19 protein-coding genes are annotated in these 21,988 nt (G+C 74.4%); 10 read left to right on the top strand and 9 right to left on the bottom strand.

What is annotated here, in order from left to right; translation table 11 throughout:
* Positions 1-153: 153 nt before the first annotated feature.
* Genes LPC08_RS18635 through LPC08_RS18625 form a run of 3 tightly spaced genes read right to left on the bottom strand, consistent with a single transcriptional unit; the run spans position 154 to position 3,090 of the window.
* The gene (locus tag LPC08_RS18635; protein ID WP_230449733.1) at positions 154-1,398 is read right to left on the bottom strand and encodes a mandelate racemase/muconate lactonizing enzyme family protein; all 1,245 of its coding nucleotides are present in this window, start codon (positions 1,396-1,398) and stop codon (positions 154-156) included.
* Positions 1,395-2,369, bottom strand: a complete 975-nt coding sequence (locus tag LPC08_RS18630; RefSeq protein WP_230449732.1) for a tripartite tricarboxylate transporter substrate-binding protein — start codon at positions 2,367-2,369, stop codon at positions 1,395-1,397. The genes LPC08_RS18635 and LPC08_RS18630 overlap by 4 nt, the downstream gene beginning before the upstream one ends.
* Before the next feature lie 37 nt (positions 2,370-2,406).
* Positions 2,407-3,090 carry a GntR family transcriptional regulator gene (locus tag LPC08_RS18625; RefSeq protein ID WP_230449731.1) on the bottom strand — a complete coding sequence of 228 codons (684 nt, stop codon included), beginning with the start codon at positions 3,088-3,090 and terminating at the stop codon, positions 2,407-2,409.
* 32 nt (positions 3,091-3,122) lie between these two features.
* On the opposite strand from LPC08_RS18625, the gene LPC08_RS18620 reads away from it, so the two are divergent.
* Positions 3,123-3,989, top strand: coding sequence for an SMP-30/gluconolactonase/LRE family protein (locus tag LPC08_RS18620; RefSeq protein ID WP_230449730.1), 867 nt, complete (start codon positions 3,123-3,125; stop codon positions 3,987-3,989).
* A 191-nt stretch (positions 3,990-4,180) separates the two neighbouring features.
* Positions 4,181-6,739, top strand: coding sequence for a DNA translocase FtsK (locus tag LPC08_RS18615; protein ID WP_230449729.1), 2,559 nt, complete (start codon positions 4,181-4,183; stop codon positions 6,737-6,739).
* Between the two features lie 439 nt (positions 6,740-7,178).
* Here LPC08_RS18615 and LPC08_RS18610 read toward each other — a convergent pair whose 3' ends face one another.
* From LPC08_RS18610 to LPC08_RS18595, 4 genes are all read right to left on the bottom strand, one after another.
* Entirely contained in the window at positions 7,179-7,943 is a 765-nt protein-coding gene (locus tag LPC08_RS18610) for an N-formylglutamate amidohydrolase (RefSeq protein WP_230449728.1), read from the bottom strand.
* Positions 7,944-7,954: 11 nt separating this feature from the next.
* Complete coding sequence (locus LPC08_RS18605; RefSeq protein WP_230449727.1) at positions 7,955-8,797, bottom strand: transglutaminase-like domain-containing protein; 843 nt, start codon at positions 8,795-8,797, stop codon at positions 7,955-7,957.
* A 59-nt stretch (positions 8,798-8,856) separates the two neighbouring features.
* Complete coding sequence (locus LPC08_RS18600; RefSeq protein WP_230449726.1) at positions 8,857-9,813, bottom strand: transglutaminase family protein; 957 nt, start codon at positions 9,811-9,813, stop codon at positions 8,857-8,859.
* Between the two features lie 284 nt (positions 9,814-10,097).
* Positions 10,098-11,087: a sterol desaturase family protein gene (locus tag LPC08_RS18595; RefSeq protein ID WP_230449725.1), complete on the bottom strand. Its 990-nt coding sequence runs from the start codon at positions 11,085-11,087 to the stop codon at positions 10,098-10,100.
* 227 nt (positions 11,088-11,314) lie between these two features.
* Here LPC08_RS18595 and LPC08_RS18590 point away from each other — a divergent pair, with 227 nt between their 5' ends.
* From LPC08_RS18590 to LPC08_RS18565, 6 genes are all read left to right on the top strand, one after another.
* Positions 11,315-11,734 carry a septal ring lytic transglycosylase RlpA family protein gene (locus LPC08_RS18590; RefSeq protein ID WP_230449724.1) on the top strand — a complete coding sequence of 140 codons (420 nt, stop codon included), beginning with the start codon at positions 11,315-11,317 and terminating at the stop codon, positions 11,732-11,734.
* A 106-nt stretch (positions 11,735-11,840) separates the two neighbouring features.
* The gene (locus LPC08_RS18585) at positions 11,841-13,148 is read left to right on the top strand and encodes an ABC transporter substrate-binding protein (protein WP_230449723.1); all 1,308 of its coding nucleotides are present in this window, start codon (positions 11,841-11,843) and stop codon (positions 13,146-13,148) included.
* Positions 13,145-14,092: a carbohydrate ABC transporter permease gene (locus tag LPC08_RS18580; protein WP_230449722.1), complete on the top strand. Its 948-nt coding sequence runs from the start codon at positions 13,145-13,147 to the stop codon at positions 14,090-14,092. Before LPC08_RS18585 ends, LPC08_RS18580 begins: the two co-directional genes overlap by 4 nt.
* A 46-nt stretch (positions 14,093-14,138) precedes the next feature.
* Positions 14,139-14,984, top strand: coding sequence for a carbohydrate ABC transporter permease (locus tag LPC08_RS18575; RefSeq protein ID WP_230449721.1), 846 nt, complete (start codon positions 14,139-14,141; stop codon positions 14,982-14,984).
* Positions 14,981-15,823, top strand: a complete 843-nt coding sequence (locus LPC08_RS18570) for an SDR family NAD(P)-dependent oxidoreductase (protein ID WP_230449720.1) — start codon at positions 14,981-14,983, stop codon at positions 15,821-15,823. Before LPC08_RS18575 ends, LPC08_RS18570 begins: the two co-directional genes overlap by 4 nt.
* Before the next feature lie 134 nt (positions 15,824-15,957).
* On the top strand, positions 15,958-17,505 hold the full coding sequence (locus LPC08_RS18565; RefSeq protein WP_230449719.1) for an MDR family MFS transporter: 1,548 nt from the start codon (positions 15,958-15,960) through the stop codon (positions 17,503-17,505).
* 568 nt (positions 17,506-18,073) lie between these two features.
* Here LPC08_RS18565 and LPC08_RS18560 read toward each other — a convergent pair.
* Positions 18,074-18,310 carry a hypothetical protein gene (locus LPC08_RS18560; RefSeq protein ID WP_230449718.1) on the bottom strand — a complete coding sequence of 79 codons (237 nt, stop codon included), beginning with the start codon at positions 18,308-18,310 and terminating at the stop codon, positions 18,074-18,076.
* A gap of 60 nt (positions 18,311-18,370) precedes the next feature.
* On the bottom strand, positions 18,371-19,990 hold the full coding sequence (locus LPC08_RS18555) for a bifunctional metallophosphatase/5'-nucleotidase (RefSeq protein WP_230449717.1): 1,620 nt from the start codon (positions 19,988-19,990) through the stop codon (positions 18,371-18,373).
* A gap of 232 nt (positions 19,991-20,222) precedes the next feature.
* Here LPC08_RS18555 and LPC08_RS18550 point away from each other — a divergent pair, with 232 nt between their 5' ends.
* Both LPC08_RS18550 and LPC08_RS18545 read left to right on the top strand, forming a co-directional pair.
* The gene (locus LPC08_RS18550) at positions 20,223-21,131 is read left to right on the top strand and encodes a sulfite exporter TauE/SafE family protein (RefSeq protein ID WP_230449716.1); all 909 of its coding nucleotides are present in this window, start codon (positions 20,223-20,225) and stop codon (positions 21,129-21,131) included.
* Positions 21,128-21,952 (top strand): TIGR02186 family protein, encoded by an 825-nt coding sequence (locus tag LPC08_RS18545; RefSeq protein ID WP_230449715.1) that lies wholly within the window; start codon positions 21,128-21,130, stop codon positions 21,950-21,952. Before LPC08_RS18550 ends, LPC08_RS18545 begins: the two co-directional genes overlap by 4 nt.
* The last annotated feature ends 36 nt before the right edge of the window (positions 21,953-21,988 follow it).

Below are 21,988 nucleotides of genomic sequence, written 5' to 3'. Positions count from 1 at the left end.
CCGTGTCCGGCTGTCCCGCGGCAGCGCCAAATGGGTCCAGGGCCCGCAGGGTCCTGGCGGAGTGGGGGTATCGGGGGCGAGGCAGAGCCTTGCCCCCGGGCCACGGGCGCACCTGCCGCCGCAGGCCGACGAGCCGGGCTACCCGTGCGATGCCTATCCGGCGTTGCGGCCCTGCCCGCCCAGGATGGGGCGACGGGGGTGGCGTGGCTGGGTATAGAGGGTCGCGGCGGCCGTGCCGTCGGGCCATTGTCCGGAGGCGAGGCCGACGTTGCGCCGATGCGGGTGCGCGGCGACGAAGCCTTCGTCGATGTCCACGCCGAGGCCGGGCGCATCGGGCACCAGCAGGCAGCCGTCGCGCAGTTCCGGGCTGACCGTCACGGTGCGGGCGCGGCCTTCCCAGTCCGGGTCCATCTTCTCCAGGATCAGGGCGTTGGGGATGGCGGCCAGCAGGTGCAGCGTGGCGAACTCCGCGACCGGGCCGAGCGAGCCGGCATGGGGGGCCACGGTGGCGAAGCGCGCCTCTGCCACCGCCGCCACCTTGCGCAGCCCGGTCAGCCCGCCGGCGCGGCCGGTATCGGGCTGCACCACGTCCAGAAGCCCCTCGGCCAGCAGCGGCGCGATGCCCCAGAGCCCGGCATGGCGCTCGCCGCCCGCCAGGGGGACGGCGGTTTCGCCACGCAGGCGGCGATAGCCCTCGATGTTCTCGGGCGCCACCGGCTCCTCGACGAAGAGCGGGGCGAGGGGCTCCAGGGCCCGGCAGACGGCGATGGCGTCGGGCGCGGTCAGCCAGGGCGGGCCGTGCAGGTCGATCATCAGGTCGGCCCCGTCACCGATCGCGGCGCGGATCGCTTCCGCCTTCGCCACCGTCGCCGCCACGCCGCCGGTCTTGATGGCGGTATAGCCGCGGGCCAGCGCGTCGCGCGCCGCCTCGGGGGTCGAGGCATGGGCATAGGCGCGGATGCGGTCGCGGGTACGGCCGCCGAGCAGCTGCCAGACGGGCACGCCAAGCGCCTTCCCCTTGATGTCCCACAGCGCCATGTCGATGGCACCGATCGCGCCCTGGCCGACCACGCCGGTCATGCCGTGGCCCATGGTGGCGACCTGCATCCGCTGCCACAGCCGCTCGATGTCGAAGGGGTCCTCGCCGACCAGGACGTGCGACAGGTCGCGCACCCCCGCCTCGACCACCACGGGCCAGCCGCTGCCCTCGCCGATGCCGGTGATGCCGGCATCCGTGTCCACCTTCACGAAGAGCCAGTTGCGCGTGCCGGTGGTGACGGAGGTCCGCACGTCGCCCCAGCCGCTGGCGCCCAGCGGCCCGGCCTGCATCAGGAAGGTGCGGATGCCGGTGATGCGCAGCCCGGAGCGGGGGGACGGCGCGGCCTGCCCGGGGGTCATTGCGCGGTGATCCCGGCCTCGCGGATGACCTTGCCCCAGCGTTCCGTCTCGCTCTGGACGAAGGCCTTGAAGGCGGCGGGGGATTCGCTGACCGCCGGCTCGATCGCGGCGCGGCGCAGCCCCTGGACCATCTCCGGGCCGCGCACGGCGTCGGCGATCGCCGCGAACAGCCGCTCCCGCGCCGGCTGCGGCGTGCCGGCGCGCAGCATGACGCCGTGCCAGGAGCTGATGAAGACCTCGGGGCCATAGCCCGCCTCGGCGATGCTGGGCATGTCGGGCATCGCCGCCAGCCGCTCGCGCTGCATCACGGCCAGGCCCCGGATCTTGCCGGCGGCGACGTTCTCCGGGATCGCGGCCTCGGCCACGGTGAAGGAGAGCGCGGTCTGCCCCGCCAGCAGCGCCTGCATCGAGGGCCCGCCGCCACGGAAGGGGACGTGGGTGAAGGTGAATCCCGCCCGCCGCGCGAAGAGCTCCGCCGCGAGGTGGGAGGAGGTGCCGATGCCGCCGGAGGAGAAGGTGATGTCGCCCTTCGCCTCCTTCGCCGCCGCCACCGCCGCCGCCACGTCGCGCAGGCCGGAGGCGGTGCTGGCCAGGAACAGCACGGGCACGTCGCCGATCTGGGTCAGCGGGTCGATCTCCGCCGGATCGTAGCCCAGCGGCACCAGGAAGGGGTTGGTGGCGAGGTGGATCGCCGCGAAGCCGATGGTGTGCCCGTCGGCGGGGGCGCGCAGCATCGCCTGGGTGGCGAGGTTGCCCGATGCGCCGGTGCGGTTCTCCACCACCACGCTCTGCCCCAGGCGCGGCGTCAGCTCCTTGGCCAGCAGCCGCGCGACGTAGTCGATGTTGCCGCCGGGCGGGAAGCCGACCTGGAAGGAGATCGGCCGGTCCGGCGCCCAGGCGGCGCGGGCCAGGCGGGGCGCGGCAAGCGCCCCGGCGGTGAGGGCGAGCAGCCCCCGGCGATGCAGTGTCATGAACGTCTCCCTCGGATGAACCCGTCCGGTGCGCGGTTCAGCCCGCGCTCTGCTCCAGCCGGGCGATCAGGTCGCGTCGCGCCGCCTGGGCGTGCTCGAAGGCCAGGCGGGCGGCGGTCTCCGCCTGCCGTGCCGTGATGGCGGCGAGCAGGGCGCGGTGCTGCGTGTCCGCCTCGCCCATGCGGCCGGGCCCGTAGCCGAGGCGGCGGCGCGCGGTGTTCACGAAGGCGCTGCGCGCGCGGTAGACGGCGCTGGCCTGCGGGTTGCGCGCGGCGGCGTCGATCAGCGTGTGGAAGGCGTCGTTCTGCGCCAGAGCCTCGTCCACCGCCTTCCGGGCGGCGGCGGCAGCGAATCCCGCCACGTGCTCCGCCATGCGCGCCAGCTCCGCCGCCGTCGCCCGCTCGGCGGCGCGCCGGGCCTGGAGCGACTGCAGCGCGGCGCGCAGGTCGTAGAGGTCGGCCAGCAGCGCCGCGTCGAGCAGCGGCACGACGGCGCCGCGGTGCTGGCGCAGCTCCACCAGCCCCTCGCCCTGGAGGTGCAGCAGCGCCTCGCGGATCGGGCTGAGCGAGAGGCCATGCCGGGCGCCGAGCTGGGCGAGGGTGCGGTGCTCCCCGGCGGGCCAGTCGCCGGCCAGGATTTCCTCGCGGAGCCGTTCGCGCACCCGGGCATAGGCCGGGGTGGAGAGGGTCTCGGCCTCGTGGTGCGCGGCGGGTTTGGGCATGGTAGGGGAGAGCTTACGGAGGATTTTCGAAAATGCAAAATCGAATCGCGCGGGTGCTGGAGATCGCCCCGGCCCGGACGGTCGGCGAATGCCCCGTCTGGGATGCCGGGACCGAACGGCTGTGGTGGGTGGACATCAACCGCCCCGCCCTGCACCGCTCCGTCCCCGCGACCGGCGAGACCGAGACCTGGGAGATGCCGGAATCGATCGGTAGCTTCGCCCTCTGCCGCTCCGGCGCGCTGCTGGTGGCGCTGCGCTCCGGCGTCTATCGCTTCGACCCGCGCGACCGCGCGCTGGACCGCTACGCCGCGCCGGAGCCCGACCGGCCGGAGAACCGGCTGAACGACGGCAAGGCCAGCCCAGAGGGGCGCTTCGTCGTGGGCTCGATGGACGACCGGCCGGAGAAGGAGGCGATCGCCGGGCTCTATGCCATCTCGCCCGGTGGCGGGGTGTCGCGGCTGGCCTCGGGCCTCACCGTCTCCAACGGCCTCGCCTGGAGCCCGGACGGGCGGACCCTGTGGCATTCCGACAGCCGGCAGGAGAAGATCTGGTGCTGGGACTACGACCCGGTGACCGGGGAGGTCGCGCACCAGCGACTCGTCGCCTCGCCCGACACCCCGACCGGCCGCCCCGACGGCGCCGCCACGGATGCGGAGGGCGGCTACTGGTCCGCGGGCGTCTCCGCCGGGGTGCTGAACCGCTGGCTGCCGGACGGCACGCTCGACCGGGTGGTGACGCTGCCGGTGTCCAGCCCCACCATGCCCTGCTTCGGCGGGCCCGGCCTGCGCACCCTCTACGTCACCAGCCTGCGCCGCCCGGACGATCCGCCGGTGGAGGGCAGCATCCTCGAGCTGGACGTGGGCGTGGCGGGGGCGCCGGTGGGGCGGTTCGCGGACTGAGCGGAAGGGGGTGGCGCCCCCGCGGGAGGGGCGGAGCCACCGCCGGGACGCGGGGCGCCGCCCGCCGGCCCCCGGCCATGCTGCCGGATGGAGGCCGCCCGCCACCGGACGCAGCGTGGCGAAAGCGGTGCGCGCCAGCCACTTGCCATGCTAGGTTGCGATCCTGTCTGAGTTGAGTTGGGTCTACGCCGATGCCGCCGCGCTCCCTTGCCGACCGATCCGCCAACCCCCCGGGCCGCTGGGCCGCCGCCCTGGCGCGCTTCGCCTCCCCGGCGGTGCGGGCGACGATGCGGCGGCGCGGCGGCGAGTCCCTGGGCATGGTGCTGGGGCTGGTCGGGCTGGCCCTGGTCGTCGCCCTCTACAGCCACAACCCGGCCGATCCGTCCCTGTCCACCGCCACCAGCCGCGCGCCGACCAACCTGGCCGGCCCCTTCGGCGCGATGGCGTCGGACGTGCTGCTGCAGGGCTTCGGCTGGGCCGGCTGGCTGCCCGCCGCCTGCCTGCTCTGCTGGGCGCTGCGGCTGGGGATGCACCAGGGGCTGAAGCCCTTCGCCGGCCGTGTCGCCGCCCTGCTCGCCGCGCTGCCGCTGCTGGCCGCCGCGGCGGTGCAGCTGGGCCTGCCGGGGCTCAGCTACCTGCCGCCGGGCGGCGCCATCGGGCCGATCGTGCGCGGCGGCATCGACGGCATCGCCACCGGCTGGTTCGGGCCCTTCGGCGGCTTGGCGGGCGACATCGCCACCCTGGTGCTGGGCCTGCTGCTGGCGCTGCTGGCGCTGGGCATCCCGCTGGTGGTCTGGCGCCGCACCGGCATCGCCGCGGCGAAGCAGGGCGTGGCCGTGGGCGCCTCGCTCGGCTCCTCGCTGGGGGCGGGCATCTCCGCCCGCGCCGAGCGCCGGCGGGCGGAGCGGCGGCCCCTCTGGCTGCTGCGGCCCTTCCGGGCCCTGGGCGGGGCGCTGGGCGGGCTGCTCAGCCGGCGGCGCGAGCCCTCCGTGCAGTTGCGCACCCTGCTGGACAATGCCGAGGCCGCCGCGGCCCTGCCCGGGGAGGTCCGCGCCGCGCCGCGCGCGGCCCGGCCGCCCCGCCTCCGCACCCGCCCGCCGGAGCCGGCGGCCGAGTCGCCGGGCGAGGAGGAGGCGGAGGCGCCGGAGCTGGCCCCGCCGCCCCGCCCCAGCCGTGTCGTCGCCCCGCCACCGCCGCCCGTCCGGCCGGCTCCGGCGGTGCGCCAGGCCGAGCCGGAACCGCCGCGCGGCTTCCACCTGCCGCCGCTGGAGCTGCTGAACGCGCCCCCCGCGCGGAAGGCCACCGGCCCGACCGAGGAGGCGCTGCAGAACAACGCCCGGCTGCTGGAGAGCGTGCTGGAGGATTACGGCGTGCGCGGCCGGATCGGCGAGATCCGCCCCGGCCCGGTCGTCACCCTCTACGAGCTGGAGCCGGCGCCGGGCACCAAGTCGGCGCGGGTCATCGGCCTCGCGGACGACATCGCGCGGTCGATGTCGGTGACCGCGGTGCGCATCGCCACCGTGCCGGGCCGCAACGTCATCGGCATCGAGATGCCGAACACCAAGCGGGAGACGGTGTACCTCTCCGAGCTCTTCACCTCCGAGGCCTGGGATTCCACGCCGGGCCGGCTGAGCCTCGCGCTGGGCAAGGACATCGGCGGCGCGCCGGTGATCGCCGACCTCGCCACCATGCCGCACCTGCTGGTCGCGGGCACGACGGGTTCGGGCAAGTCGGTCGCGATCAACACCATGATCCTGTCGCTGCTCTACCGGCACGGGCCGGACGAGTGCCGCTTCATCATGATCGACCCGAAGATGCTGGAGCTGTCCGTCTACGACCGCATCCCGCACCTGCTCGCCCCTGTGGTGACGGAGGCGCCCAAGGCGATCGGCGCGCTGAAGTGGACGGTCCGCGAGATGGAGCGCCGCTACCGCGCCCTCTCCCAGCTCGGCGTGCGCAACATCGCCGGCTACAACAAGAAGGTGCGCGACGCGCGCGACCGCGGCGAGGCGCTGACCCGGCGCGTGCAGACCGGCTACGACCCCGACACCGGCAAGCCGGTCTTCGAGGACCTGCCGCTCTCGCTCGAGCCGCTGCCCATGATCGTCGTCGTCATCGACGAGATGGCGGACCTGATGGTGGTGGCAGGCAAGGAGATCGAGGCCTCCGTCCAGCGCCTGGCCCAGATGGCGCGCGCCGCCGGCATCCACGTCATCATGGCGACGCAGCGCCCCTCGGTGGACGTCATCACCGGCGTCATCAAGGCGAACTTCCCGGCGCGCATCAGCTTCCAGGTCTCGTCCAAGATCGACAGCCGCACCATCCTGGGCGAGATGGGCGCCGAGCAGCTCCTCGGCCAGGGCGACATGCTGTTCATGGCCGGCGTCGGCCGCATGAACCGCGTCCACGGCCCCTTCGTCTCCGACGCGGAGGTGGAGGCGATCGTCGAGTACCTGCGCGAGCAGGGCGAGCCCGCCTATGTCGAGGAGGTCACCGAGGTTCCCGACGAGGAGGAGGGCAGCCCCGCCAGCGGCAGCAGCAGCAGCGGGGGCGAGCAGGGCCTCTACGACCAAGCGGTGGACCTGGTGTCGCGCGAGGGCAAGGCCAGCACCTCCTTCGTCCAGCGCCACCTGAACATCGGCTACAACCGCGCCGCCAAGCTGATCGAGCAGATGGAGAAGGACGGCATCGTCGGCCCGGCCAACCATGTCGGCAAGCGCGAGGTCCTGGCCCGGCGCTCGGACGACTGATCCGGGCGGCGGGATGCCCCGATCCGTGCCGGCGCGGGGGGCGCCCGTGGCCCGGGGGCAAGGCTCTGCCTCGCCCCCGGTACCCCCACTCCGCCAGGACCCTGCGGGCCCTGGACCCGATCAGCGCTGCCGCGGGACAGCCTGATAAGGGGTCGAGGCGCCGAGGAGCATGGCTCCTCGGCGAGCACGGCCTCAGCCCGCTCTGACGCCTTCAAAGCTATTCTGGAGTCCCGCCTGTCCGCGTTCCGTCAGGGTTGAGCCCGGAGGCTGACACTACCGGAAGTACCAGACTCTCAGCGGGGTCCGGGGCCCGCTTGTGGCCCCGGCAGGGGAGGGTTTGGGAGGGGACGGCGTCCCCTCCCGGTCCGCCGCCCGAACACCACAGCACGACCGGTCAGGTCATCCCGCTGGCCGCATGATCGGCCGGCGCATCGCCGCGCTACCCGCCCAGTGCCGGCGCCTGTCGTGTGATGCGCGCGAGCATGGGCGTCAGCCGGTCGGCCCATTCCGCCACGCCGGCGTCGTCCGCGATCAGGTCCTGGCGGATTTCCAGCAGGGCGGCGGGGATGCTGCGGGCGTCGCCGTGGACGGGCACGGTGTGGTCGTGCTCCGGTTCGATGCGATAGGGCTCGTTGTCGCCCACGGTCAGGTCCGGCTGCGCCCGCAGCCCGTCGAGCAGGGCGGCGGCGAAGTCTTTTGCCCCGGCGTAGAGGATGCCGGCCTGCCAGGGGCGGACCTCGCCCAGGAAGACGGGGGTGAAGCTGTGCACGCCCAGCAGCAGGGTGGGGCGTCCCGCCGCCTGGCGGGCGTCGAGATGCGCCGCCACGGCGTCGCGGAAGGGGAGGAAGTAGGCCGCCTCGCGCGCTGCCCGCTCCTCCGGCGTGATGGCCGCATTGCCGGGGATGTCCGTCGCCTCGCTGCGGACGGGGATGGAGGTGGGGGCGCCGGGTGGGCGGTTGCAGTCGATCAGCAGGCGCGAATAGCCGGAGAGGAAGAGCGGCGCGTCCAGCCGCTCCGACAGCAGCCGGGCCAGCGGCGCCGCGCCGGGGTCCCAGGCGATGTGCCGGGTCAGGTCGCGCTCCATCAGCCCCAGCCCGGCGTAGCGGGCGGGGATGAAGTTGGATGCGTGCTCGCAGAGCAGCACCAGCGGCGATCCCCCGGCCGCGTTCACCGCGGTGACGGGCGGGGGCAGCTCCTCCTCCATGGCCCGCGCCGTCAGGCCGGGTTGTAGCGGGCGAGGGCCGCGGCCTCGTCCGTCACCTCGTCGGTGATGACGTTGAAGCCGGCCAGCTGCGCCCGGCCGAAGGCGGTGGAGATGGCGACGTCGGTGGCGTCGCGCCCGCGCGCCATCAGGATGCGGCCGATGCGCGGCGTGTTGTGGCGGGCGTCGAAGGTGTGCCAGCGGCCCCCGAGATAGACCTCGAACCAGGCGGAGAAGTCCATCGGGTAGTCCACCGGCGGCACGCCGATGTCGCCGAGATAGCCGGTGACGTAGCGCGCCGGGATGTTCATGCAGCGGCAGAAGGCGACGGCGAGGTGGGTGTAGTCGCGGCAGACGCCGCGCTGCTCCTGGTTCGCCTCGAAGGCGGTCTTGGTGGCGCGGGCGAACTCGTAGCCGAACCGGATCCGGTTGTGGACATGGTCGCAGATCGCCTGCACCCGCGCCCAGCCCAGGGGGGTATGGCCGAAGAGCGACCAAGCCTCGTCGGTCAGCTTGTCCGTCTCGCAGTAGCGGCTGCCGAGCAGGTAGACCATGACGTCGTCCGGCAGGTCGGCCACCTCGTGCTGCACGGCGTCGGCGGCGATCGGGTCGTGCAGCCCGCTGTCGTGCATCAGGAAGTCGGCGGAGACGGTGAAGCGGCCCGGCGGCGCCACCACGCGGGTGCAGAAGTTGCCGAAGCCGTCATAGTAGCTGTGCGCGCGGACCTCCTTGTTGAAGGTCATCTGCAGCGGCGAGCGCAGATCCGGCAGCCGGTCCTGGACGAGGCCGAGCATCAGGACCATCGGGACCTCCTGCCAGCAATCGTAGGAGATTTCGTAGCCGCAGCGGATGAGCATGGTGGGTGGTCCTTCGGGTCGTCCTGGCCTGGAGGGCCGTTCTGGGAGGGAAGCGAAACCTATGCCGCGGGCGAACGCGGCGGGGCGGAAGTGGCTGCGCCGGGGGAGTCCCGGCCGGGGGCGCGGGGCGCGGGCGGGGTCTCCTCGCGGACGGACACCTCGACCTCCATGCCGAGGTCGTCGTCGGGGAAGCCGATGAAGCTGCCGGAGAGCGGGATCGCCTGGTACGGCTCGCGCGCCACCGCGACGCGGATCAGGTCGTGGCTGCCGATGATCGCGTTGGTCGGGTCGTACTCCACCCAGCCGGCACCGGGCAGGTAGACCTGCACCCAGGCGTGGGTGGCGCCGCCGCCCTCGCGCGGGCCGTCCCGCCCGGGGCGGCGGGGGACGTGCAGGTAGCCGCTGACGAAGCGGGCGGCGAGGCCGAGGGAGCGCACCGCCTCCATCATCAGCACCGCGAAGTCGCGGCAGGTGCCGCTGTTCAGCTGCAGGGTGCGGGTCGCCTCCTGCACGCCGCGCTCCTCGCGACGCAGGTAGGTGAAGCCCTCGCGGATGGCGCGTGCCATGTCGGAGAGCAGGGCGGTGATCTCCGTCGGCCCGTCGTCGCGCACGAAGCGGCGGGCCCAGCGGTCCACCACGCGCCCCGGGTCGCGGACATGGCGCTCCATGCAGCGGGCGATGTCGGGGATTTCCTCCGCATCGTAGGCGAACGGCCAGCGGCGTGCCTCGGGCGGGATCAGCGCCTCGCGCGGCGGCACCGCGCGGTGCTCGACGCGCAGCCGGCTTTCCACCCGCAGCTCCCGCGCGCGCCCGGCGAAGCGGGCGACGGCCAGGTTGTTGCCGAAGCTGTCCAGCAGCCAGTGCAGCTCCGCGGGGGGAGGCGTGATCTCCAGCGACGCCTCCAGCAGCCGCTGGTCCTGGGCGTCGCGCGGGCGGCACAGGATGCGGTGCTCCCCCAGCTTCACCGGCTGGCGGTAGCGGTAGGTGGTGACGTGGCGGACGGCGAGGATCGGCATCGGGCGATGTCCGCGCGGGGGGCCGCGCGCCAGGGGGTGCCGGGCGGTTCCGGCCGTTCCGACGGGGTGGGGGAAGCCCGCCGGGGAGGGCGGGCAGGGCGGCGCTCCCTAGGCGTCCCGGGAAAGGGCGGCAACCCGAAATGAACGCAGCCCTGCCGCGCCACGGCTTCGTGAAGAGGGGCGGGGCGACGTCCGGCCCGACCGGCCGGGCCCGGCGATCCGGCCTGCCGGCCCAGGCTCCCCGGTCATGGGGCCGGGAGGGGAGGCCTACCGTGCCCCGCCGATCAGGCCCTGCGTCCGGCGGCCGCCCCGCGCGGGGTCGCCTCGGCCTCGCGGCCGCGCAGCGCCGCCCACATGCGCCGGGCGCCCACCACCTGCTGCCGCCACCAGCCGCCGGAGACCAGCGCCTCCGGGGCCTCCGGGTCTCCCGTCTCGGGGAAGGCGTCGCGCTTCCAGTCGGCGGTGCCGAAGATCCAGTCCCAGACCGGCAGCAGCACGGCGTAGTTGCGCCCCGTCTGCCCGGCCGAGAGCACGCCGTGGTGCAGCCGGTGGAAGCGCGGCGAGACCACCAGCCGTTCGCCGATCCGCCCGAAGGACAGGCGCAGGTTGGCGTGGGAGAGGGCTTCCGCCAGCCGCAGCAGCAGCACGATCAGCGGGAACTGCTCCGGCGGCACGCCGATCGCCAGGGCCAGGCCACCCAGCCAGAGCGCGCCGATCAGGTCGTCGATGACGTGGTTCCGGTCGTCCGTCCAGAAGGTCATCTGGGTCTGGGCGTGGTGGATGGAATGCAGCGCCCACCACCAGGGCAGGCTGTGCTGCAGGCGGTGGCGCCAGTACTCGCCCAGGTCGAGGATGGCGACGTAGAGGAGGAAGGCGACGAACTGGTGGTCGCGCAGCCAGGGAAGCGCGCTCTCCAGCGAGGGCGGCACCCAGCCGAGATCGGCCAGCGCGGCATTCAGCCAGATCCCCACCCCGGAGAGCAGCACGAAGGCGAGGAGAGGCAGCAGCCCCAGCCGGGCCAGCAGGGTATAGACGATGTCCGTGCGGATCTTGCCGCTCTCGGCCCGGGGCTCGACCGGCCGCCAGGCCTCGAGCGGCCGGCAGATGGCGTAGACCACGGCCACCTGCAGCAGGCCGAAGACCACGAAGCCCAGCCAGTTCAGCGCCTCCTCCTCCCAGGCCATCAGCCCCAGCTCGTAGAGCAGGGGCTGCAGGGCGGCGGTGAAGGCCCAGTTGGTGACCCCGTCCAGCAGGTCGCGCAGCGCGTCGAACATGGCCCGAGGTTTAGGCGCTTCGCTTCCCCGGGGGAACGCCGAAGGAGGGGGGCGGAGCCCTTGCCGGCCTCCGGCGAGCCATGCGCCCGGTGCAGGGACGTCCCGAGCGGCACCCTGCCCTCCCAGGGCAACCCCGGGCCCCACCGGCGCTTGAGTCCCGAGGCCCGGCCCCGGGGGAGGCAGGGGCGCAGGCCCGGCGCAGCCTTGTCACGAGGGGGACACAGCCCATGCGGATCATCACCACCGCCCTGCTCTGCCTCGCCACCCTGTCCACCCCGGCAGCGGCGCGGGAGACCCGGCGCGAGGCCGGGCTGCAGGCCCGACCGGAGGCGACGCGGCCCATCCGGCCGCAGCGCGGGCAGGCCTCCTTCTACAGCCCGCGCTTCCACGGCCGGCGCATGGCCAACGGCGAGCGGTTCGACCGGCACGGCGCAACGGCGGCCAGCAGGACCCTGCCGCTCGGCACCCGCGTGCGGGTGCGCAACCTGGCGAACGGGCGCACGGCCGTGGTCACCATCACCGACCGCGGCCCGCACGGGCGCGGCCGGGTGCTGGACGTCAGCCCGCGCACGGCGGCGCAGCTGGGCATGCGCGAGGCGGGCGTGGCGATGGTGGAGATCGTGCCCGTCCACGTCCCGCGCGGCTGAGGCAGGCGGCGCCGCCTCGCAAGGGCTGGGCGCGGCCGGCGGGCGCGCTATCCTGGGCGGACGACCCGGCACGAAGCCGGGCGGAGCGTCCGAGGGAGTGCGTCCGATGGGGCTGCGTCGCCGTTCGTTGCTGCGTGCCGCGGCGCTGCCGCCGCTGGCCGCCGCCATCCCCTTCGCCGGCCCGTCCCTCCGGCCCGCCGCCGCCCAGGCGCCGGAACCGCTGACCTATCTCGGCTGGAGCCAGGAGGAGGCGGCGAGCAAGCCCGTGCTGACCGGGCTGCTCGACGGCTTCGCCGCCGCCAACCCGGGCGTGAAGCTGGAGGTGATCGGCTTCCCCTGGGCGCAGATGCAGCAGAACACCATCCTGCGCATCCGCTCCGGCCAGCGGCTGGACGTGGTGCAGCTGCAGGAACGCTGGCTGCCCACCCTCGCCCCGCTGGGCAACCTGACCGACCTCGACGCGCTGCTCGGCCGCGCCTGGATGGAGGAGCGGATCGACCCCGGCCTGCTGCGCCTGGGCCAGATCGGGGGGAAGCAGCTCGCCCTGCCCTGGACCGCCGGCTCGCTGGGGATGGTGGCGAATGCGAAGGTGCTGGAGGCGGGCGGGCTGCACGAGCCGCCGGCGACGCTCGACGCCTTCGTCGAGGGGCTGCGGGCGATCAAGAAGGCCCAGCCGGAGTCCGTGCCCTTCGCGCTCTGCACCAAGAACAACGCCTCGATCCTGCCGGACTTCCAGATCGTGCTCTGGAGCCTGGGCGGCCGGCTGCTGGACGATGCGGGCAAGGTGACGGTGGCGAGCGAGGCGGGGGAGAAGACGCTGACCCTGCTCGCCATGCTGGTGAAGGAGGGGCTGGCGGCGCGCGACGTGGACCGGCCCGACAGCCGCCGCCTCTTCGCCCAGGACCGCGCGGGCTTCTACTTCGACGCGCCGCTGGCCCGCGGCTTCGCCCGCGACAACAGCGGCCGCGGCAAGGCGGTGGACGGGCAGGTGCTGGCGGTGGCGACCCCCGTGGCGAAGCCGGGCGATGCGCCGAAATCGGTGATGTGGGGCCACCTGCTGGCCCTGCCCGTGGTGGGCGGGCGGCGGCCCGCGCGGGACGGGGCGGCGCTGCGGCTGGTGCAGCACCTGGCGCTGAACGACGCGAGCCAGCTCCGCTACTTCGAGGCGGTGGGCCTCTTCCCGGTGACGAAGTCGGCGCTCGCGACCCTCTCGGGCGATGCCTACGTCACCAACTGGACGAAGCTCGCCGCCACGGCGGAACGCGACGAGCCGTCCAAATGGCCCAACGCCGCCGATATCGTGACGGTGGTGGGCGAGGAGGTGCAGGGCGCGCTGCTCGGCACCAAGCCGCCCCGCGCCGCGCTGGACGACATGGCGCGGCGGCTGGAGGCGCGGATGCGCGAGGTGCGTTGAGCGGGGCGGCTGCGGCGTCGGGCTCCGCCGCGCCGCCCCGGCCGCGCAACCGACGGCGCCGTGCCGGCGAGGGGGGCGGCGGCGAGGCGCGCTTCGGCGTGCTGCTGATGCTGCCGGCGCTGCTCGCCTATGGCGCGGTGATCCTGTTCCCCTTCCTGCGCTCGCTGTGGATGTCCACCCAGCGCTCGACGCTGCTGAGCCCGGAGCCGCGCTTCATCGGGCTGGGCAACTTCCGCTCGCTGTTCGAGGACGAGGCGGCGGGCGAGATCTGGCGCAACACGCTGGTCTTCGTGGGGGCCGCCACGGCGCTGACCTTCGCCCTCGGCCTCGCCTGGGCGCTGGTGCTGAACCACCCCTTCCGCGGCCGCGCGGCGGTGCGGGCGGCCTCCATGCTGCCCTGGGTGCTGCCCTCGACGGTGACGGCCTTCCTCTGGGCCTGGATCTTCAACGCCCAGTACGGGGTGCTGAACGCGGGGCTGCTCTCGGCCGGCGCCCTGGACGCCCCCGTCGCCTGGCTGGCCGATCCGGCGGGCGCGATGGCGGCGGTGGTGGCGGCCAAGACCTGGCTCTCCGTGCCGCTCTTCGCCGCCTTCTTCCTGGCCGGTCTCCAGAGCCTGCCGGGCGAGCTGGTCGAGGCGGCGCGCATCGACGGCGCGGGCAACCGCCGCGTGCTGCGCCACGTCGTGCTGCCGCACCTGCGGCCGACCATGGCGATCGTGCTGGTGCTGGGGGCGATGGGCAACCTCCAGCAGTTCGACGTGATCTACGCCATGACCGGCGGCGGGCCGGTGCGCGCCACCACCGTGCTGTCGGTGGAGGTGCAGCGCCAGGCCTTCGGCAACTGGAACACCGGCCTCGCCGCCGCGGTGGGCGTGGTGTGGTTCGCCACCATCGCCGTGCCGTCGGTGATCTACCTGCGCTCGATCCTGCGGGACGCCCGGTGAGGCTCCAGGCGAGGCCCCCGGCGAGGCCCCCGACGAGGAAGGCGGGATGACGACGCTCGACCTCTCCTCCCCCCGCGCGAAGCTGGGCTTCGCCCTGGTCGCGCTGGCGATCGGCGGCTTCCTGTTCCTGCCGATGCTGTGGCTGGTCCTCACCTCGCTCAAGCCCGAGGCGGAGATCTTCGTCCAGCGCCCCTCCCTCCTGCCGCAATCGCCCACCCTGCTGAACTATGCCCGCGCGCTGACGCGCAGCGAGCTGCCGCGGCAATTGTGGAACAGCCTGGTCACCGCCGGCGGCGGGGCGCTGCTGACGACGGCCCTGGCGGCGATGGCGGGCTACAGCTTCGCCAAGTTCCGCTACCGCGGCCGGCGGGCGCTGATGCTGCTGATGATCGCGGCGCAGATGTTCCCCTTCGCCGTGCTGCTGCTCAGCCTGCATCCGCTGCTGCAGCGGGCGGGGCTGCTCGACACGCGGCTGGGGCTGGTGCTGTCCTACGTGGTCTTCGCCCTGCCGCCGGGGATCTACATGCTCTACAGCAACTTCGCCGCCATCCCCGACGACATCCTGGAGGCCGCGCGGGCCGACGGGGCGGGGGAATGGCTGATCCTGCGGCGCATCGTCCTGCCGCTCTCCATCCCCGGGCTGGTGACGGTCGGGCTCTACGCCTTCATGTGGGCCTGGAACGACCTGCTCTACGCCCTGACCCTCATCACCGACCCGGCGCTGCGCACCGTGGGGCCGGGGCTGCTGCTGGGCTATCTGGGCGAGGCGCGGAGCGACTGGGGCGGGGCGATGGCGGCCTCGCTGCTCGCCTCCCTGCCGGTGGTGGTCGCCTTCGGCTTCGTGCAGCGCTTCTTCGTCCAGGGCCTGACGGCCGGGGCGGTGAAGGGATGAGCACGCCCGTCGCGCGCGGCCCCGTCGCCGGGCGGCTGGCCGGGCGCACCGCCCTGGTCACCGGCGCGGGCCAGGGGATCGGGCGCGGCATCGCGCGCCTCTTCACCGCGGCCGGCGCCGCCGTCCTCGCCTGCGATCGCACGGCGGAGGGGCTGGATGCGCTGGCGGCCGAGGTCGCGGCGGCGGGCGGTGTGCTGCGCCCCGTGGTAGCCGATGTGGCGGACCCCGCCGCCCCCGCCCGGCTGGTCGCGGCGGCGGAGGCGCTGGGGCCGCTGGACATCCTGGTGAACAACGCCGCCGCCTATGGCGCGACGTCGCTGCTCGACACCACCGACGAGGACTGGGCCTTCGCGCAGGAGAACTGCCTGGGCCAGGTGTTCCGGATGTGCCGCGCGGCGGTCGGCGCGATGGTCCCGCGCGGGCGCGGCAGCATCGTCAACCTCGCCTCGGTCAACCAGATCCACGGCAACCCGCGCCTGCCCGCCTACACCGCCGCCAAGGGCGGGGTGTGCGCGCTGACCTTGCAGATCGCCATCGAGTACGGGCCACGCGGCCTCCGCTGCAACGCCCTCTCGCCCGGGCTGGTGCTGACCGAACGCACCCGCGAGGGGCTGAGCGAGTCCGACCTGCGCACCACCCTCGAAGCCTATCCGGTGGGCCGCGCCGGGGAGCCGGAGGACGTGGCCTATGCCGCGCTGTTCCTCGCCTCCGACGAGGCGGGCTTCGTCAACGGCGTGGACCTGCCGGTGGATGGCGGGCTGACGGTGCTGGCCGCCTCGGCCATCGTCTCGCCCAAGATCCGCCGCTGGTACGGGCGGGAGCCCTGGCCCGCCGGCTGAGCCCCGGCGGTCCCGCCGTCCCGTCGCGCCGCCCCATCCGGTGCCCGGTCACGCATGCGCGCGCGGCGGCGGCGTGGCTGGACGGGATCGCCCGGGGGGTGCATCCGTCCCCCGCACCGATCGCCGTGAGCAGGATGGACGTCAACACCCCCGCCGAGCGCCTCGCCCCGCCCGCCCCGCCGCCCTCCCTCCCGGCCCGTCGCTTCCGCATCATCATGGGCGGCGCTCTGCTGGTGCTGGTGCTGGCGGCGCTGGACCAGAACATCGTCGCCACCGCCCTGCCGCGCATCGTGGCCGACCTGGGCGGCGCCTCCCACCTGTCCTGGGTGGTGACGGCCTTCATGCTCACCTCCACCGCCACCACGCCGCTCTACGGCAAGCTGAGCGACATGTACGGCCGGCGGCGCCTGTTCATGGTGGCGATCGGGCTGTTCCTGCTCGGCTCCGCGCTGTGCGGCCTGGCGCAGTCCATGACGCAGCTGATCGCCTTCCGCGCGCTCCAGGGGCTGGGCGCCGGCGGGCTCATCACCCTGGCGCAGACGGTGATCGGCGACGTGGTGCCGCCGCGCGAGCGCGGCCGCTACCAGGGCCTGTTCACCGGGGCCTTCGCCGTCAGCAGCGTGGCTGGGCCGCTGATCGGCGGCGCGCTGACCTCGGCGCTGTCCTGGCACTGGGTGTTCTACGTGAACCTGCCGCTGGGCGCGCTGGCGCTGGCCATGCTGGCCATGGGGCTGCGCTCGCCCCCGGCGCCGCTGGCCGCCCGGCGGATCGACTATGCCGGGGCGGCGCTCCTCGCCGCGGGGACCACGGCCCTGCTCCTGCTGCTGAGCTGGGGCGGGACGGAGCATGGCTGGGTCTCGCCCGTCATCCTGGGCCTGGGCGTGGCGGTGCTGGCGCTCTTCGCCCTGTTCCTGCGGCAGGAGCGCCGGGCGGCGGAGCCCATCGTCAACCTGCCGCTCTTCCGCATCCGCACCTTCACCCTGGGCGTCTCCACGGCGGGGCTGATGGTCTTCGCCATGCTCGGCGCCACGGTCTTCCTGCCGCTCTACTTCCAGCTGGTGCTGGGCATGACCCCGGTCAGGGCGGGGATGATGATGCTGCCGCAGGTCGGCGGCATGCTCTTCTCCTCCGTTCTCGGCGGCCGGATGGTCTCGGCCACCGGGCGCCTGAAGCCCTTCCTGCTGGCGGGCGTGGGGCTGGAGGCCTTCGCCCTGGCCGCCCTGGCCGTCATGGCGCGGCTCGACGCCAGCCCCTTCGCCTTCGGCTGCGTCCTGTTGGCGCTGGGCCTCGGCATGGGCGTCGGCATGCCCAACGTCACGGTCGCGGTGCAGAACGCCGTGCCGCAGGCCCAGATGGGCGTCGCCACCTCCTCGATGAACTTCATCCGCTCCCTCGGCGGCGCGCTGGGCGTCTCCCTCTCCGGGGCCCTGATGATCGCCTGGCTGAACAGCCGCCTGGCGGCGCAGGCCGTGGGGATCGACGTCCCGGCCCTGCTGGAACACGGCATCCGCGAGGTGGAAACCCTGGGCGGCCCCCAGCACGCCGCCGTGGTCGACGCCTATCGCGGCGCCATCGCCGCCTCCTTCACCCTCAGCGGCGTGATGATGTGCCTGGCCTTCGCCCTGGTGATGACCATCCCCGTCCAGGCCCTGCGCGGACGCATGCAGGCCGGAACAGGCTGACCGGACACGTCCGGCGGCCGGCCACGCGCGACGGGGATGGACCCGCCCTGCCCCTGCGGCCCCCTGTCCGGCAGGACCTGACACCGGCGGCTGAACGATCTGACCCGTTGTGCTGTGGCGTTCCGGCGGCGGACCGGGAGGGGACGCCGTCCCCTCCCAGACCCTCCCCTGCCGGGGCCACAAGCGGGCCCCGGACCCCGCTGGGAGTCTGGTGCTTCTTGGCCGCCGTCAGCCTGCGGGCTGAACCCTGACGGCGCGCGGACAGGTGGGACTCTGGAAAAACTTCAGAAGGCGTCCGCGAGCATGGAGGCCGTGCCCGCCGAGGAGCATGGCTCCTCGGCACTGTGACCCCGTGTCAGGCTGTCCTGCGGCAGCACCCATCGGGTCCAGGGCCCGCAGGGTCCTGGCGGAGTGGGGGTACGGGGGCGAGGCAGCGCCTTGCCCCCGGGCCACGGCTACCACGCCGGCACGGACCAAGGCATCCCGCCGTCCGGATGGGTTCCTGCGGCTGCCGGGGGAACGACGCAGTGGGTTGGCGAGCCCCGAGATGATCGGGGCGGCGCCTCGGTCAGTAGGCCCGGGCTGGCGCGGCGGGTTCCGGGGCGGGGTCCATCTTCTCTCCCACCCAGTTGCCGGCGCGGCCGAGGGCGTCGCCCGTGGCGCGGGCGCCGCGGCCCACGGCGGCGCCGGTGCGTTCGGCGGCGCGGTCCAGCGAGCGGCCGGTGCGCTCGGCGGGGCCGGCCTCTCCTCCGCCGCAGGCGGCGAGCAGCAGGGGCAGGGCCAGGGCGGGCATCAGACGGCGCATCGGCGACTCCTTCTCGCGGGGATCAGGGCACCGGAGGCGCCGGCCGGCAAGACGGTGCGCTCAGCGTCGCCCCAGGCGGCCGTCGATGCCCGGCAGTGGGCGCCCGGCGGTGAGGAAGTCGATCAGCGGGTCCTGCAAGGGCGTGCCGATATCCACCACCTCCTGGCCGCCGTCGCGCAGGCTGTCGTAGCCGTCCCCGCCGCGCGCCATGAAGTTGTTGGTCACCACGCGGTAGAGCGCGCCCGGGTCGAAGGGCTTGCCGGCGACCTCCAGCACCGTCACTCGCTTCCCCTCCGGGGCGTTCGGGTCCCAGGCGGCGCGGAGGCCGGCGAAGACGGGGAAGCGCCCGGCGGTGGCCGCGACCTGGGAGACGCCGTTCTCCAGCGCCAGGCGCAGGTCGTCGCCGCGCAGCCGCATGACGACGGCGGTGTTGTTGAAGGGCAGCATGGCCAGCACGTCGCCCATGGTGACGTTGCCGGCGACCAGCCCGGCGCGGATGCCGCCGGCATTGGACAGCGCGACCTCGGCCCGCGGCGTGGCGGCGAGGAGGGAGTCCGCCATCAGGTTGCCGATGGCGCATTCGCCGACGCGGCAGCCGTCGATCGAGAGGGTTTCGGGGATGCGCGCCACCACGCTGCGGCGCAGCTCCTCCAGGGGGGCCGCGAAGGTGGCGACGATGGCCGCCATCACCGGGTCGGGCGCGACATCGGCGCCCAGCTCCCGCACGAGCCCGGCATGGCCGGCGATGCGGCCGGACTCGGCGAGGTCCAGGTCCAGCCGGCCGAGGTAGCGGCCATAGGCCCCCGCCTGGACGATGCGCACGGGACGGTCCGGCCCGTCCTCCAGCACCGGGGCCGGCCCCTCCGCCTCGGCCAGCCCGTTGGCGAGCAGGGTGTGGGAATGGCCGCCCACGATCAGGTCGATCCCCGCCACCTGCCGCGCCAGCATCCGGTCCGCGAGCAGGCCGCAATGCGACAGCAGCATCACCGTCGCCCCAGGCTCCTTCGCGCGGATCTCGGCGATGGCGCGCTCCGTCGCCACGGCCGGGTCGCCGAAGCGCACGTTCGGGCCGGGCGAGGCGATGTTGGCCGTCTCCGGCGTGGTCAGCCCGATCACCGCGAAGCGCTGCCGCCCGGCGCGCAGCACGGTCCAGGGGATCACCTGCTCGCGCAGCGCCGGCTCGTCGGCCAGGTCGAGGTTGGCCGAGACGATGGGGAAGGGCAGGGTGGCCAGGTACGCGCCCAGCAGGGCCGGGCCGCGGTCGAACTCGTGGTTGCCCAGCGTCATGGCCTGCACGCCCAGCTCGCGCTGCATCGCCGCTTCGGCCATGCCGCGGTGCCTGGTGAAGAACAGCGTGCCCGTGAACTCGTCGCCCCCATCGAGCAGCAGGGGCGCGCGGCCTTCGGCCCGGGCGGCGGCGCGGCCCTGCGCCACGGCGGTCGCGAGTCGCGCGGCGCCGCCGAAGCAGGTGGCGTTGGCGCGGCAGGCGGCGCCGCCCGCGACGATCGGTTCCAGGTGCGAGTGGAAGTCGTTGAAGTGCAGGAGGGAGACCCGGGTGGCCGGATCGGCCGCGGCGCGCCGCAGCGCGGGGGCCGCCAGCGGCAGCGCCAGGGCGGCGCCCAGCAGGCCGCGGCGCGACAGGGGGCGGGCGGGGACGGGGGTGTTGCAGATCGGTCGCACGCGGATGGTCTCCGAGGGTCCACCGCCCTTTTCGCAACCGCGAAAGGGCATGGCTCGCTGCATAGCCTGAAACCCGCCATCTTCGCAGCGATGATGGCGGGCGGGGGCAGCCGCCCCCGAGTCCATGGTGTGCGGATGGCGGTGCGTCCCCTGCGGCGGGCGCGCCGTAGATACCTCTGTCCGGCGGTCGGCATGGCCGATCGGGCGGGGGAGGGCTGGAGGGGACGTCGCGATGCAGGTCTACCTGCCCATCGCCGAGATGTCGGTGGACGCGCTGGTGCTGCTGGGAATCGGCGCAGGGGTGGGGTTCCTGTCCGGGCTCTTCGGGGTGGGGGGCGGCTTCCTGCTGACCCCGGTGCTGCTGCTGATCGGTATCCCGGCGCCGGTTGCGGTGGCCTCGGGCGCCAACCAGACCCTGGGGGCCTCCGTCTCCGGCCTCATCGCGCAGTGGCGGCGCGGCAACGTGGATCCGCTGATGGGCGGGGTGCTGCTCGCCGGCGGCCTGGCCGGCTCCGCCTCGGGGACGCAGCTGTTCGTGCTGCTGCGGCGGCTGGGGCAGGTCGACCTCGCGGTCAGCCTCTTCTACGTGGTGGTGCTGGGCACGGTCGGCCTGCTGATGGTGCGGGAGAGCGTGCGCGCCATCCTGCGCCGCCGCCACGCCAAGCCCACGCGGCTGCACGAGCACGGCTGGGCGCACGGCCTGCCCTTCAAGGTGCGCTTCCGCAAGTCGCGCCTCTACATGTCCGTGCTGCCGCCGCTGGCGGTGGGCTTCGGCATCGGCATCCTCTCCGCCATCATGGGCGTCGGCGGCGGCTTCATGCTGGTGCCGGCGATGATCTACATCCTGGGCGTGCCGACCCAGGTGACGATCGGCACCTCGCTGTTCCAGGTCACCTTCGTGACCGCCAGCGTCACCCTGCTGCAGGCACTGCAGACCGGCGCGGTCGATATCGTGCTGACCATGCTGCTGCTCGCCGGGGGCGTGGCGGGGGCGCAGTTCGGCGCCGCCATGGGCGGCAAGCTGCGGGGCGAGGAGATGCGCGCGCTGCTGGGCGCGCTGGTGCTGAGCGTGGCGCTCAGCCTGCTGTGGAACCTGCTGAGCACGCCCCAAAGCCTCTACGCCATCGGTCCGGTGCGATGAGCCGCAGCCGGCGTCCCGTCGCCCGCGGCCTCTGCCTGGCGGCGCTGCTGCTGGGCGCCCTGTCGCCGGGCATCCCGGCCCTGGCACAGGCGCCCGGCGCGCCCATCCCCCTGCCGCCGCCGGCCGCGCCTGCCGCGCCGGGCGCCCCGGCCCTGGTGGCCGAGCTGGGCGCGGGCCGGATCGAGGTGACGACCGCCTTCGCGGGCACCGACCTGCTCGTCTTCGGCGCCACGGAGCGCCTGCTGGGCCCGGACGGGGACAACATCCTCGTGGTCGCCCAGGGCCCGGCGCAGGTCACGGTGGTGCGGCGCCGGGTGCGGGTTCTGGGGATCTGGCTCAACGGTCCCTCGGCGCAGTTCGAGGACGTGCCGTCCTGGTACGCGCTGACCGGCACCGCGCCGCTGCGCGCCCTGCTGGAGCAGCCGGAGCGGCGCGAGCTGCAGCTCGGCCTCAACGCCCTGGCGCGCCGCGCCATCGGCCGTCCCGACCCGGAGTTCCGCGAGGCGCTGGTCGAGCGCAAGCAGGCGGCCGAGCTGTGGAACGAGGACGAGGCCCCGGTCGAGGTGTCCGGCGGGCGGCTGTTCCACGTGCGGCTGCCGCTGCCCTCCACCGTGCCGACGGGCGACTACATCGTGCAGGTGCTGCTGATCCGCGGCGGCCGGGTGGCGGCGCGGCAGGAGCTGGCCTTCCGCGTCCAGCGAATCGGCACCGCGGCCCAGATCGCCGACGTGTCGCGCAGCGCGCCTCTGCTCTACGGCCTGGCCTGCGTCCTGCTGGCCGCCGGGGCCGGCTGGCTGGGCAGCGTGCTGTTCCGGCGCTGACGGCGGGCGGCCCCGGCCGGGGTGGCTCGGCGCGCC

The sequence above is a fragment of the Roseomonas sp. OT10 genome (genome assembly GCF_020991085.1).
Classification (GTDB): Bacteria; Pseudomonadota; Alphaproteobacteria; order Acetobacterales; family Acetobacteraceae; genus Roseomonas; species Roseomonas cutis.
Note: the sequence above shows the minus strand (reverse complement) of the source record. Positions and strands in the feature narration are given on the sequence as shown.